Below are 13,455 nucleotides of genomic sequence, written 5' to 3'. Positions count from 1 at the left end.
CCTCCCTCCCCCTTGTGGGGAGGGATAAAGGGTGGGGGTCAATTCGCAGAAACAATTGGCGTCGAGGGCAGCAATCGCGCGGTTACCAGCCCATTGCGCAGCCGTCCTTGCGGGGGTCGGAGCCGCCGATGAGGAAGCCGGATTTTTCGTCGATGACGATCGCCTGGCCGCCGCCATGCGGGGCCTTGGCGTCCTGGACGCGGTGGCCGCGGCGTTCGAGGTCGGCGCGGATGTCGGGGCCTATGCCGGTTTCGGCGTTGAGCACCGCGCCGGTGTCGTCCCAGAAGATGCGAGCGTCGTCGATCGCCTCCTGCGGGTCCATGCCGTGGTCGGCGATGTTGGAGAGAAGGTGGGCGTGGCCGAGTGGCTGGTAATCGCCGCCCATGACGCCGAAGGAAATCGCCGCCTTGCCGGCCCGCGTCGCCATGGCCGGGATGATGGTGTGCATCGGCCGCTTGCCGGGACCGATCTCATTGGGATGTCCGGCGGCAAGCGAGAAGCCCGCCCCGCGATTTTGCAGGGTGATGCCGGATTTTTCCGTTACGACCTTGGAGCCGAAGCCGTGATAGGTCGAGTTGATGAAGGAGACCGCGCGGCGGTCGCGGTCGACGACGGTCAGGTAGACCGTGTCGGAGGACGGCATCTCGGGGGGCGCGACATCGTCGTTGCGGCGGGCGATGTCGATGCGCGCGGCGAGCGCGTCGATATAGGCATCCGACAGGAGTTCGGCGGGCGTGACGGTCATGGTCTGCGGATCGGCGACGAGGTGGTCGCGGACCGAATAGGCGAGCCGCGCCGCCTCGATCTCCATGTGGACGCGGTCGGCCGAATCGGGCGCGAGGCGGCCGGTGCCGAGCTTCGCCATCAGGCGCAGGAGGATCAGGGCGGTGATGCCCTGACCGTTCGGCGGGATCTCGTGGACGTCGTAGTCGCCATAGCGCGTCGAAATCGTGTCGACCCAATCGGCGGAGACGGCGGCGAGGTCGTCTTCGGTCAGGAGACCGCCGAGCGACTTGACCGTCGATGCGATCTCCGCGCCGATCTCGCCCTGGTAGAAGGCCTTCGACCCGTTCTTCGCAATGGCGCGGAAGGTGTCGGCGAGCGCTGGAGCCGAATGGCGCGCGCCGACCTGAGGGGCCTTGCCGTCGACGAGATAGTGCTTCGCGCCGCCGGCGTCCTTCGCCAGAAGATCGACGGCTTTCGGCCAGTCGAGCGCGACGCGGCCGTGGACGGCATAGCCGTCCTCGCCATAGCGGATGGCGTCCGCGAAGAGTTCGTCGAAGCCTTTGGTGCCGAAGCGCTTCGCGAGCTTCTCCCAGGCATCGATGGCGCCGGGGACGGTGATCGGCAGCGCGCCGTGCTCGGGCATCGCATTGAGCCCCTTTTCGCGGAACCATTCGGGATCGGCCGCCATCGGCGCGCGGCCGGAGCCGTTCAGGCCGTGGATCTTGCCGTCCGGCTCGGCCAGGATGACGAAGCAGTCGCCGCCGATGCCGGTCATGTGCGGCTCGACCACGCAGAGGGTCGCGCAGGCGGCGATGGCCGCATCGACGGCATTGCCGCCCGCGCGCAGCACCGACAGTGCGGTCAGGGTTGCAAGCGGGTGCGAGGTCGCGGCCATGCCGTTGTCGGCATAGACGGCCGAGCGGCCGGGCAGGTCGAAATTGCGCATTCTTGTTCTCTCCCGTTTCCGGCCGCATGATCCTGTTCGGCCCGTTGGGCGATAGTTCGCATGTTCAGTTCGGAGAGATCAATGGCGCGCTCGACCTTCTTCTGCATCGACGGACACACCTGCGGGAACCCGGTGCGGCTGGTGGCTGGCGGCGGGCCGCAGCTTTCCGGCGCGACGATGATGGAGCGGCGGGCGCAGTTCATCGCCGAACATGACTGGGTGCGCACCGGGCTGATGTTCGAACCGCGCGGCCACGACATGATGTCCGGCACGATCCTTTACCCGCCGACGCGGGAGGATTGCGACATCGGCGTCCTCTATATCGAGACGACCGGCTGCCTGCCGATGTGCGGCCACGGCACGATCGGCACCGTGACCTTCGCGCTCGAACAGGGGCTGGTGCGGCCGAAGGTGCCCGGCACCTTGCGACTCGACACGCCGGCCGGGCTCGTCGTCGCCGAATATCGCGAGGAGGCGGGGCGGGTGCGCGAGGTGCGGATCACCAATGTGGCCTCCTTCCTCCATGCCGAGGGGCTGGCGGTGGACTGTCCCGATCTCGGACCGCTCAAGGTGGATGTCGCCTATGGCGGGAATTTCTACGCCATCATCGAGCCGCAGGCGAATTTTTCCGACATGGCGGACTATCCGGCCGACCGGCTGATCGCCTGGGCGCGGGAATTGCGGGAAAGGCTGAACGCCGCCTATTCCTTCATTCACCCCGAAAACCAGACCATCGACCGGCTGACCCATGTCCAGTGGACCGGCAAGGCGCGGCACCCGGACGCCCATGCGCGCAATGCGGTGTTCTATGGCGACAAGGCGATCGACCGCTCGCCCTGCGGCACCGGCACCTCGGCGCGCATGGCGCAGCTTCACGCGCAGGGCCGGCTGAAGACGGGCGAGGACTTCGTGCATGAATCGATCATCGGCTCGCTGTTCCATGGCCGCGTCGAGGACGTGGCGAAGGTGGCGGGGAAGCCCGCCATCGTGCCCTCCATCGCCGGGTGGGCGCGGATGACGGGCCTGAACACGATCTTCATCGACCCCGAGGACGATCCGTTCGCGACGGGTTTTTCCGTTCTTTGACCTTGCGCGAGCCGGCGTTTGCGCTGCAACATGCGGCCCCATGCCTGCCGGAGTGCCTTCCTTGAAGATCAAGAAAATCCTCGTTGCCAACCGATCCGAAATCGCGATCCGCGTCTTCCGCGCGGCCAATGAACTCGGCATCAAGACCGTCGCCATCTGGGCGGAAGAGGACAAATATTCGCTCCATCGCTTCAAGGCGGACGAGAGCTACCAGGTCGGGCGCGGGGCGCATCTGGCGAAGGATCTGGGGCCGATCGAAAGCTATCTGTCGATCGACGAGGTGATCCGGGTGGCGAAGCTTTCGGGGGCCGATGCGATCCATCCGGGCTACGGGCTTTTGTCGGAGAACCCCGAATTCGCCGATGCCTGCGCCGAGAACGGCATCGTCTTCATCGGGCCGAAGCCGGAGACGATGCGCCGGCTTGGCAACAAGGTCGCGGCGCGCAATCTGGCGATCGAGGTCGGCGTCCCGGTCGTGCCGGCGACGGAGCCGCTGCCGGACGACATGGAGGCGGTGAAGGCGATGGCCGCGCAGATCGGCTATCCGGTGATGCTGAAAGCATCCTGGGGCGGCGGCGGGCGCGGGATGCGCGCGATCCGCGCGGAGGAAGACATCGCGCGCGAGGTGACCGAAGCCAGGCGCGAGGCCAAGGCCGCCTTCGGCAAGGACGAGGTCTATCTCGAAAAGCTGGTCGAACGCGCGCGCCATGTCGAGGTGCAGGTTCTGGGCGACACCCACGGCAATGCGGTGCATCTTTTCGAGCGCGACTGCTCGATCCAGCGGCGCAACCAGAAGGTCGTCGAGCGCGCTCCGGCGCCCTATCTCGACGATGCGCAGCGGGCCGAACTGTGCGGCCATGCACTGAAGATCGCCGAGGCGACCGATTATGTCGGCGCGGGCACGGTCGAGTTCCTGATGGATGCCGATACCGGCGCGTTCTACTTCATCGAGGTCAATCCGCGCATCCAGGTCGAGCATACGGTGACCGAGGAAGTGACCGGGATCGACATCGTCAAGGCGCAGATCCGAATTTTGGAAGGCGCGGCGATCGGCTCACCGGAATCGGGCGTGCCGGCGCAGGCGGACATCAAGCTCAACGGCCACGCGCTGCAATGCCGGATCACCACCGAGGACCCGGAGCAGAATTTCATCCCCGATTATGGCCGGATCACCGCCTATCGCGGGGCGACGGGCTTCGGCATCAGGCTCGACGGCGGCACGGCCTATTCGGGCGCGGTCATCACGCGCTTCTACGATCCGCTCCTGGAGAAGGTGACCGCCTGGTCGCCTTCGGCCGACGAGACGATTCTGCGCATGGACCGGGCGCTGCGGGAGTTCCGCATCCGCGGCGTGGCGACGAACCTCACCTTCCTCGAAGCGATCATCGGGCATCCCAGTTTCCGCGACAATTCCTATACGACGCGGTTCATCGACACGACGCCGGAACTGTTCACCGCGGTCAAGCGGCAGGACCGGGCGACGAAGCTGCTCAACTATCTCGCCGACGTTTCGGTCAACGGCCATCCCGAAGCGCGCGGGCGGCCGATGCCGAAGGCGGATGCGGCCCCGCCGCGCGCGCCGTTCGTCGGGGGATCGATCGCGGACGGCACCAGGCAGAGGCTCGACCGGGATGGGCCGGAGGCGTTCGCACGCTGGATGCGGGCCGAGAAAAAGGTGCTCGTCACCGACACGACGATGCGCGACGGGCACCAGTCGCTGCTGGCGACGCGGATGCGCACGCACGACATCGCAGCGATCGCAGGCACCTATGCACGCGCGCTGCCGCAGCTTCTGTCGCTCGAATGCTGGGGCGGGGCGACCTTCGACGTGGCGATGCGGTTCCTGACGGAAGACCCTTGGGAGCGGCTCGCCAAGGTGCGCGAGGCGGCGCCGAACATCCTGTTGCAGATGCTTCTGCGCGGGGCGAACGGGGTCGGCTACACCAACTATCCCGACAATGTGGTGCGCTATTTCGTGAAACAGGCTGCTGCCGGCGGCATCGATCTTTTTCGCGTCTTCGACTGCCTGAACTGGGTCGAGAACATGCGGGTCGCGATGGATGCGGTGCGCGAGGAAGGCAGACTGTGCGAGGCGGCGATCTGCTATACCGGCAACATCCTCGACGCTGACCGAGCCAAATACGATCTCAAATATTACGTCGACCTTGCGCGCGAACTGGAGGCGGCGGGCGCGCATATCATCGCGGTCAAAGACATGGCGGGCGTGTTGAAGCCGGCGGCGGCGAAGGTTCTGTTCAAGGCGTTGCGCGAGGCGACCGATCTGCCGCTGCATTTCCATACGCATGACACGTCCGGCATCGCGGCGGCGACCGTGCTGGCGGCGGTCGAAGGCGGGGTCGATGCGATCGACGCGGCGATGGATGCGCTTTCGGGCAACACTTCGCAGCCTTGCCTCGGCTCCATCGTCGAAGCCTTGAAGGACGATCCGCGCGATCCGGGGCTCGACCCCGAATGGATCAGGAAGATCTCGTTCTACTGGGAGGCCGTGCGCAATCAGTACGCAGCGTTCGAGAGCGATCTGAAGGGGCCGGCCTCGGAGGTCTATCTGCACGAGATGCCAGGCGGGCAGTTCACCAACCTCAAGGAACAGGCGCGCTCGCTGGGGCTGGAAAGCCGCTGGCACGAGGTCGCGCAAGCCTATCACGACGCCAATCTGATGTTCGGCGACATCGTCAAGGTGACGCCGTCCTCGAAGGTCGTGGGCGACATGGCGCTGATGATGGTTTCACAGGACCTGACGGTCGCCGACGTCGAGAACCCGGCCAAGGACATCTCCTTCCCGGATTCGGTCGTCTCGATGCTGAAGGGCGATCTTGGCCAGCCGCCGGAGGGCTGGCCGCAGGCATTGCAGAAGAAGGCGCTCAAGGGGGAAAAGCCGATCACCGTGCGGCCGGGGTCGCTGCTTGCGCCGGCCGATCTCGACGCGGACCGCAAAAATATCGAGGAGAAGCTGGAGCGGGCGCTTTCCGACTTCGAGTTCGCGTCCTGGCTGATGTATCCGAAGGTGTTTTCGGATTTCGCCGCCGCGCAGGGCGAATACGGCCCCGTCTCGGCGCTGCCGACGCCGGTCTATTTCTACGGCATGAACCAGGAGGACGAGATCTTCGTCGAGATCGAGCGCGGAAAGACGCTCGTCATCCGCTGCCTTGCGATCGGCGAGAGCGACGAGAAGGGCATGGTGACGGTGTTCTTCGAACTGAACGGCCAGCCGCGACGCGTCAAGGTGCCGGACCGCACCCATGGGGCCGGCGGGGCAAAGGCACGGGCCAAGGTGGAAGCGGGCAATGCGGCCCATGTCGGCGCGCCGATGCCGGGGGTGGTCTCGACGCTGGCCGTGGCGGCCGGCCAGAAGGTGACCGCCGGCGACGTGCTGCTCTCGATCGAGGCGATGAAGATGGAAACCGCGCTTCATGCCGAACGCGACGGAGAGATCGCCGAGGTGCTGGTGCGCGCGGGCGACCAGATCGACGCCAAGGATCTTCTGGTCGTCTATGCCAGATAGCAAAAAGCCCGAAGCGATCCGGGCTTTTCGACGATCGCGGCGGGTGCTGCGCGTATCAGTTCCGGGCGATGAAGGTGCGGTAGATGTAGCCGGTCTTGCCGTTATAGCTGACTTCGCACCAGCGGCAGTCCGCTTCGGCCTCGATCGAGGCATTGGCCGGAACGACCGTGAGCACGGTGGCGCCGTCGTCGGGTCCGGCGCGCATGTTGACATATTGCGTCGCCTTGGCGGGTGAAAGTTTCGAGGTGACGGCAGGCTCGGCCACCGTTTCGTCGTCCGTGGCGACGAGGGCGGCATCGAAGGCGCTGCGTTCGGACGCCGGCAGAGACGGGCGTTCGGGGGCGAAGCCGGCGGCGGTTGCCGGAATGCCGGAGGTGACGAGCCCTTCCGTATTGCCCATCGCGGTTGCGATTTCCGCCGCGGCGACGGTCTCGTCGACCGCCTGCTTGAGCGCGGTGAGCTTTTCTTCATCGACGGCAAGCGCGGCCGGGTTCCAGCGCGGGTCATTGGGTTCGAGGCCGGCGGAACCGGGCTCGGCGGATGCGCGCGCGGCCGTGGCGGCAGGAGTCGCGGATGTAGCGGCAGTCGCGGATGTAGCGGCGGCGGCGAAGACATTCGTTTCAGGCTTCGTTGCGGCCGGCTTGGCATCAGGAGCAGGCGCTTCGGCGCTTGCGGGCTGGACGATGGCGGCGGCTTCGACCGTCTCGGTCAGGGCGGTATCGATTGCAGCTGCGGCCGGTTCGGTCTGCGCGCCCGCCATGCCGCGCATGACCGGTCCTGCGGCCAGTGCGGCGATGAGGGCGAGCGCGGTGAAGCCGATCGCGGCAGGCACATATGCCTTGCGCAGACGGCCGCGCGATTTCAGAAGCTGCGTTGCGTTTTGCTGTTGTCCCTCGCCATTCCAGTCGATGCGTCGACGCGGATTGTCTCTAGACATGCGGTCACCTTGGCTGTGCGGGCTTGCACTGCACCAGATCGCCGGCAAAAGACCGGCTGCGGCGCGGGTGCGAAGCGAAGTTCATGAATCCCTCTTCGCGTGACCATAGCATCGATTGTGGCGGTGATGAGCCCAGGTTAAGCACGGGTTAAGCATCCCGTCTCTGTGGCGCACTTGCCACGCAACAAAATTATTTGTATTGACGTTATTCAATCGATTTAAATGTCCTTTATAGCTCCAATAGCGTATTGCAAGGAGTAACGAAACGTGAATCGGGCTTTTCCCGCGATCCGCCTTGCCGTCGCCCTCGCCTTTCTCGCCAATGGCCTGATCATCGGTGCCTGGGCGCCGCAGATCCCCGCGATGATGGAGCGGCTCGACCTTTCCGAAAGCCGTCTCGGGCTGCTGATCCTGATCTTCGGGCTCGGTGCGCTGGTGGCGATGCCGTGGTGCGGCGGGCTGATCGCCCGGCACGGCTCGCGCCGCCCGCTCGCCGGATTCGCCGTCCTGGCGCCGTTCGCGCTTCCGGCGGTGGTGCTTGCGCCGGGCTTTGCCGGCGCGGGATTCACGATGTTCTGCTTCGGCGCGGTGATCGGCGGCATGGATGTCGCGATGAACGCCAATGCGGTGGCCGTCGAGCGCAGGCTCGACCGGGCGATCATGTCGTCCTCGCATGGTTTCTGGAGCCTCGGGGGCTTTGCGGGTGCGGCAGCGGGCGGCGCGTTGTTGCAGTCATACGGCGCATTGGCGCAGGCACTCGCCGTCGCCGCCGTGTCGGCGGCGGTCATCGCGGCGATGCTGGTCTGGTCGCTGCGCGATCCGCCGGCACGGAGCACCGAGAGGCCGTCGACACGCTGGCCATTGACGCCGCTTCCCTATCTGCTCGGCCTCGCCGCACTGTTCGGCATGATCCCCGAAGGCGCGGTTCTCGACTGGGCGGCGCTCTACCTCCAGCGCGAACTCGGCTCGAACGTGGCGGCGGCCAGCCTCGCCTTTGCCGGCTTTTCCGGTGCGATGGCACTGATGCGCTTTTCGGGCGATGCGGTGCGCAACCGGTTCGGCGCGGTGGCGACGATGCGGGTTTCCTGTCTCGTGGCGGGAACAGGGCTCGTCGGCGCCGGACTTGCGCCCGCCGCGCCGCTTGCGATCGGCTTCTTCGCCCTTGCCGGGCTCGGCATCGCAAATGTCGTGCCGATCGCCTTCTCGGCAGCCGGCAACCAGCCGGGACTGGCGCCGGGCGTCGGCATGAGCGTGGCGACCACGATGGGCTATTCGGGCATTCTCGTCGCACCGTCGGCGATCGGGTTCATCGGCGAGCAGACCGGCTTCGCGCCCATCTTCGTCGTGCTGGCGCTGATCCTGTTCGCGCTTGCGGCGCTGGCGCGGGTCGTCGCGACGGCGGACCGGCAGAAAGTCATCGCACAGGTTCCGTGCCACCTCGGAAAGTGACGCCCGGCAGCGCGGGTACGCTGCCGGGCGAAGGCGTGCTCCGTCTCGCGGAGGGCTGAAACCGAAGGCGCTGGAAGCGCTAGATTCGGCCCATCAACACGAGGATCAGCACTACTACCAGGACGACCCCGAGAATGCCCGACGGGCCATAGCCCCAGCCGCGCGAATGCGGCCAGGCCGGAATGGCGCCTAGCAGGATCAGGATCAGAATGATGACGAGGATTGTTCCGACAGACATGCCTAGCTCCCCAACTCTCCTTGAACAGGACGATCCTGTTCCAGCGCTTAAATGCGCGAAGCGGCCCGCAGGTTCCGCGCGCCGCTTCCTGAACCGCCGAATCGCCTATTGCGCAGGCGCGGGGTGCGGGTCCGGAGCCGTTTCAGGCACGGAATTGGGCTTTCGCCGGAGCAGCCATTGCCAGAAGCTGCGCCGCGTCTCGCCCGGCTTCAGGTGCTCGCGCGTGAACACCATCAGCGCGGCCGGCGTGACGACGAGGGTCAGCACGGTGGCGAAGGAGAGGCCGTAGACGATCGCAGAGGAGAGCGAAATCCACCACTGGGTCGACGGCGCGTTGATCGTCGTCTCGTGGTGGAAGAGTTCCAGCCCGAGGCCGAAGGCGATCGGGGCGACGCCGAAGATCGCCGACAAAGCGGTAAGCACGACGGGGCGGGCGCGCTCGCGGCAGGTCTGGAGGATCGCGTCCATTTTCGACATGCCCTCGTGGCGCAGAAGGTCGTAGGTGTCGATCAGGACGATGTTGTTGTTCACCACCACGCCGGCAAGCGCGATGATGCCGATGCCCGACATGACGACGCCGAAGGTCTGGCCCGTCAGGAGAAGGCCGAGGAACACGCCGATGGTCGACATGACCACCGTCATCAGCACCAGGAAGACGCTGGTGAACTTGTTGAACTGCGCGAGCAGGACCACGAAGATCAGGAAGATCGCCGCGCCGAACGCCTTGGTGAGGAAGGCGCCGGCCTCGGCGCTTTCCTCGCTCGATCCGGCAAGGCGCCAGCGGATCTGGCCCATCTCCATCTCCGACAGCGCCTGCGCGACCTCGGCCTGCACCTCGGCGACCTGCGCGCCCGAGGCGATGTTGGCCTGGACGACGATGGTGCGCTCGCCGTCGATGCGGTTCAGGATGCCGGTGCGGGGCTGCGGCTCGCGGGTGACGAAGTTCGAGATCGGCACGGCGCCCTGCGATGTCTGCACCCGCAACTGGTCGAGGCTGGACAGGGTTCGCCGGTCGTCGGGCAGGCGCAGGCGGATGTCGACGGCGTCGTCGACGCCGGCCGGGCGGTAGTCGGTCAGCTTGAGGCCGGTGGTGACGAGCTGGACGACGGTGCCGACCTGGCTCGGCGAGACGCCATAGCGCGCCGCCTTGGCGCGGTCGACCTTCAGCGCCCAGTCGACGCCGGGCGGCGGCAGGCCGTCGGAAATCTCGATGACGCCGGGGATCTGGGCGATGCGCGCGGCGACGGCGGCCGCCTGATCCTTGAGGCCGTCGGGATTCGCGGCGGAGAGGCGCACCTGGATCGGCTGGCCGGTCGGCGGCCCGGCCTCGGGCACGCGCACCTGCACCTCGACGCCCGGAATCCCGGACATCTGGGCGCGCAGGTCGTTGAGAATCTCGCTCGCCGGCTTGCGCTCGCGCCAATCGAGGAACTCGTACTGGATGACGCCGACGACATCCTCGTCGATGTCCTGCCCGCCGCCGCGCGTCTGGCCGACGCGGGTATAGACCGACGAGACGCCGGGCCAGCCGAGCAGGCGTTCTTCCGCCTGGCGCGTTGCGGCGTCCATCTCGGCGAGCGAGAGATTGCCGCGCGCATGGACATACATCAGGCCGTATTCGGGCTCGACATTGGGAAAGAATTCGACGCCCGCGCCATATTGCGTGTAGCTGTACTGGACGCCGACGAGCAGGCCGACGGTAAGCACGAGCACGGTCTTGGGGAAGGCGACGGCCTTCTTGACGATGGCCATGTAGAACCCGTCCGGCTTGGGCTCGTGGATCGGTTCGGCCTTGGCGAACATGGCGCCGAGCGTCGGCGTGAAGACGAGCGCGAAGAGCATCGACGCCGACAGGGTGACGATCAGCGTCAGCGGCAGGAACTTCATGAACTCGCCGACGATGCCGGGCCAGAAGAGCAGCGGCGAAAAGGCCGCGATGCGGGTCATGGTCGCGGCGATGACGGGGCCGGCCATGCGCCTGGCCGCAAGCTCGAAGGCGGCGCGCTTGTCCATGCCCTCCGACATGCGCCGCTCGGCGAATTCGGTGACGATGATCGCGTCGTCGACCAGCATCCCGACCGCCAGGATCAGGCTGAACAGCACGATCATGTTGACCGTGTATCCCATCAGCGACAGCGCCAGGATGCCCATCAGGAACGAGGCGGGAATGGCAAGGCCGATCAGAAGCGAGGCGCGGCCCGACAGGGCGTAGAGTATGACGATGAAGACGAGGATGACGGCGATCAGCACGTGGTTCTGCAAGTCGCTCAGGAGTTGGCGGACCATGTCCGACTTGTCCTGGCTGTAGGAGATGTCGACCGCGATCGGCAGCGCCTCCTGGAAGGTGCTGGCGACGACTTTCACCTGGTCGACCGTGTCGATCAGATTGGCGCCCGAGCGCTTCTTGACCTCGATGGCGATGGCCGGCTTGCCGTCGAGGCGGGTGATCGTCTCGGCTTCCTTGAAGGTGGAGCGGATGGTGGCGAGATCCTGCGCGCGCACGACGGCGTTGGGGCCGGCGACGATCGGCAGGTTGGCGACGTCCTCGACGGTTTCGATCAGGGACGGCACCTTGACCGGGTAGCGGCCTTCCGCCCCCTGCAACGCGCCTGCGGCGACGAGGCTGTTGCCGGCATTGATGCCCTGGATCATCTCGTCGAGCTGGAGGCCGTAGGAGGAGAGCTTGACCGGGTCGATCACGACGTCGACCTGCTCGTCGCGGGTGCCCTGGAGCGCGCCTTCCAGAACGCCGGGGACTTCCTCGATCCGGTCGCGCAGTTCGCGCGCGGTCTGGGCGAGGACGCGTTCTGGAAGATCGCCCGAAAGCGTGACGACGAGGACCGGGAATTCGGAGACGTTGACCTCGTTGACGGTCGGCTCGTCCACCCCTTGGGGAAGTTCGCGGCGCGCGTCCGACACCTTGGCGCGGACATCCTCCAGCGCATTGGAAAAGTCGTAGCCGGGCTGGAACTCGACCAGGACGAAGCCGCCGCCCTCATAGGCCGACGAGCGCATCTCCTTGACGCCCGACAGGCCCTTCATCTGCGCCTCGACGGGACGCAGCAAGAGCCGCTCCGAATCCTCCGGCGAGATGCCCTGATAGGCAAGGCTCACATAGATGATCGGGATCGCGATGTCAGGCTCGGCCTCCTTCGGGATCGACTGGTAGGACAAGGCGCCCGCCACGATCAGGAAGAGCAGGATCGAGATCGTCAGGCGGGCATTGTCGATGGCTATGCGAACGATGTTCATCGCGGATCGTCCCAGGCGCGCGGCGCGCGCAATCGGATTAGTCGAGGCCGATCCGGGCCACTTCGCCCGTCAGGCTGCGGATCGTTTCCTCGTCGGCCTCGACGGCGTTGACCGTATCGCCCTCGGCGACCAGATCCTGGCCCGAGACGATGATCCGGGCGTCGGCCGGTATGCCGGCGAGAATCAGGCCCTCGGGCGTGTCGTCGACGAGGTCGATCGGATAGAAGGCCACCTTGTCCTGGCGGTCGACGACGCGGATGCCGAGGTCGCCGGCGCCGCTCAGGGTCACCACCGAACGCGGCAGGCGGACCGATTCGACGGCTTTGGCGCGCAGCGTCATCTCCGTCGTCATGCCGGCCGGGATTTCGTTGCCTTCATTGTCGATCGCGACCTCCACCTGGAAGGTGCGGGTCTGGCTCGACGCATCGCGCGAGATGTAGCGGATCTCGCCCTCGACGATTTCGCCATTGACGAGGCGTACATCGGCGCGGTCGCCGCGCGTCACATAGCCCAGGTCGCGCTCGCCGACCTCGCCGGTGGCGATGATCGGGTCGAGCGCCAGGATGGTGGCGATCTCGGTGCCCTGCATGACGGAACCGCCGATCTCGACATTGATGCGGTCGATCAGGCCGGAAAAGGGGGCGCGGACCTCGTTGCGGGTGAGTTCGGCCTGCGCTTCCTCAAGTTGCGAGCGTGCGGCGGCGAGCGCCGAACGCGCATTGTCGGCCTGGAGCCGCGGCAGCGAGCCGGACTGGACGAGGCGCTCGGCGGCCTCGGCTTCGGCCTCGCGCTGGACGAGCAATTGCCGCGCCGTCTCGACGGCAGCCTCCTTGCCCTCGGCGTCGAGCCGCAGGATCAGGTCGCCAGCCTCGACCGACTGGCCCTTGGAGATCGGCAGTTCGGCGATGATGCCGGCCGAGCGGGCCGCGAGGACCGAGCGCTTATCGGCCTCCGTCAGACCGGACATGCGAATGGCGCGGGAATGCTCGATGCGTGGCGGGCGCACGACGGCGACCGTGTGGCGCCTGGCCTCGACCTTGGGCGCCTCGGTCCTCTCGGCATTTGGCTCATCCTGCGCGGAGCCGACCGACGAGAACTCGCCCGTGGCGACCCACGCAGCCGTGGCGACAAACACGGCGATGGCCGCGAACTTGTGAAACTTGAACTTCGACATTGTCGGTTAATCCGGTTTCGGGACCCGCCGGCGCCTTCGCGCCTCACATCCCTGCTTCAATTGGGGATGCCCGGTCCCGTCTTCAAACGGTTCGAAACCACGCGGGCTTCTACATCATCGCGGT

At 66.5% G+C, this 13,455-nt stretch carries 8 protein-coding genes; 3 read left to right on the top strand and 5 right to left on the bottom strand.

All coding sequences use genetic code 11. From position 1 onward, the window contains the following. Positions 1–82 precede the first annotated feature (82 nt). A complete protein-coding gene (locus PZ895_RS07015; RefSeq protein WP_275838296.1) occupies positions 83–1,672 on the bottom strand; it encodes a gamma-glutamyltransferase family protein in 1,590 nt (529 codons plus the stop codon). Positions 1,673–1,753: 81 nt separating this feature from the next. Here PZ895_RS07015 and PZ895_RS07010 point away from each other — a divergent pair, with 81 nt between their 5' ends. Beyond that, complete coding sequence (locus PZ895_RS07010; protein ID WP_275838295.1) at positions 1,754–2,758, top strand: 4-hydroxyproline epimerase; 1,005 nt, start codon at positions 1,754–1,756, stop codon at positions 2,756–2,758. A gap of 61 nt (positions 2,759–2,819) precedes the next feature. Beyond that, positions 2,820–6,281, top strand: coding sequence for a pyruvate carboxylase (pyc, locus tag PZ895_RS07005; RefSeq protein WP_275838294.1), 3,462 nt, complete (start codon positions 2,820–2,822; stop codon positions 6,279–6,281). A 55-nt stretch (positions 6,282–6,336) separates the two neighbouring features. On the opposite strand, the gene PZ895_RS07000 is transcribed toward pyc, so the two are convergent. Continuing rightward, positions 6,337–7,218 (bottom strand): SH3 domain-containing protein, encoded by an 882-nt coding sequence (locus PZ895_RS07000; RefSeq protein ID WP_275838293.1) that lies wholly within the window; start codon positions 7,216–7,218, stop codon positions 6,337–6,339. 267 nt (positions 7,219–7,485) lie between these two features. On the opposite strand from PZ895_RS07000, the gene PZ895_RS06995 reads away from it, so the two are divergent. Further along, a complete protein-coding gene (locus tag PZ895_RS06995) occupies positions 7,486–8,667 on the top strand; it encodes an MFS transporter (protein WP_275838292.1) in 1,182 nt (393 codons plus the stop codon). Between the two features lie 79 nt (positions 8,668–8,746). Here PZ895_RS06995 and PZ895_RS06990 read toward each other — a convergent pair whose 3' ends face one another. The 3 genes from PZ895_RS06990 to PZ895_RS06980 form a co-directional block, all read right to left on the bottom strand. Further along, positions 8,747–8,905 carry a DUF3309 family protein gene (locus PZ895_RS06990; RefSeq protein WP_035449682.1) on the bottom strand — a complete coding sequence of 53 codons (159 nt, stop codon included), beginning with the start codon at positions 8,903–8,905 and terminating at the stop codon, positions 8,747–8,749. A 105-nt stretch (positions 8,906–9,010) separates the two neighbouring features. Further along, on the bottom strand, positions 9,011–12,157 hold the full coding sequence (locus tag PZ895_RS06985) for an efflux RND transporter permease subunit (protein WP_275838291.1): 3,147 nt from the start codon (positions 12,155–12,157) through the stop codon (positions 9,011–9,013). A gap of 37 nt (positions 12,158–12,194) precedes the next feature. Beyond that, on the bottom strand, positions 12,195–13,331 hold the full coding sequence (locus PZ895_RS06980) for an efflux RND transporter periplasmic adaptor subunit (protein ID WP_275838290.1): 1,137 nt from the start codon (positions 13,329–13,331) through the stop codon (positions 12,195–12,197). Positions 13,332–13,455 lie beyond the last annotated feature (124 nt).

Source organism: Mesorhizobium sp. YIM 152430, assembly GCF_029210365.1.
Taxonomy (GTDB): Bacteria; Pseudomonadota; Alphaproteobacteria; order Rhizobiales; family Rhizobiaceae; genus Aliihoeflea.
This window is presented reverse-complemented; position numbering and strand designations above follow the sequence as displayed.

Bases quoted from the DNA above. Each gene is read 5' to 3' on its own strand.
- PZ895_RS07015 (WP_275838296.1), bottom strand. From the start codon at position 1,672: ATGCGCAATTTCGACCTGCCCGGCCGCTCGGCCGTCTATGCCGACAAC.
- PZ895_RS06985 (WP_275838291.1), bottom strand. From the start codon at position 12,157: ATGAACATCGTTCGCATAGCCATCGACAATGCCCGCCTGACGATCTCG.
- PZ895_RS06980 (WP_275838290.1), bottom strand. From the start codon at position 13,331: ATGTCGAAGTTCAAGTTTCACAAGTTCGCGGCCATCGCCGTGTTTGTC.
- PZ895_RS06990 (WP_035449682.1), bottom strand. From the start codon at position 8,905: ATGTCTGTCGGAACAATCCTCGTCATCATTCTGATCCTGATCCTGCTA.
- PZ895_RS07000 (WP_275838293.1), bottom strand. From the start codon at position 7,218: ATGTCTAGAGACAATCCGCGTCGACGCATCGACTGGAATGGCGAGGGA.
- PZ895_RS07010 (WP_275838295.1), top strand. From the start codon at position 1,754: ATGGCGCGCTCGACCTTCTTCTGCATCGACGGACACACCTGCGGGAAC.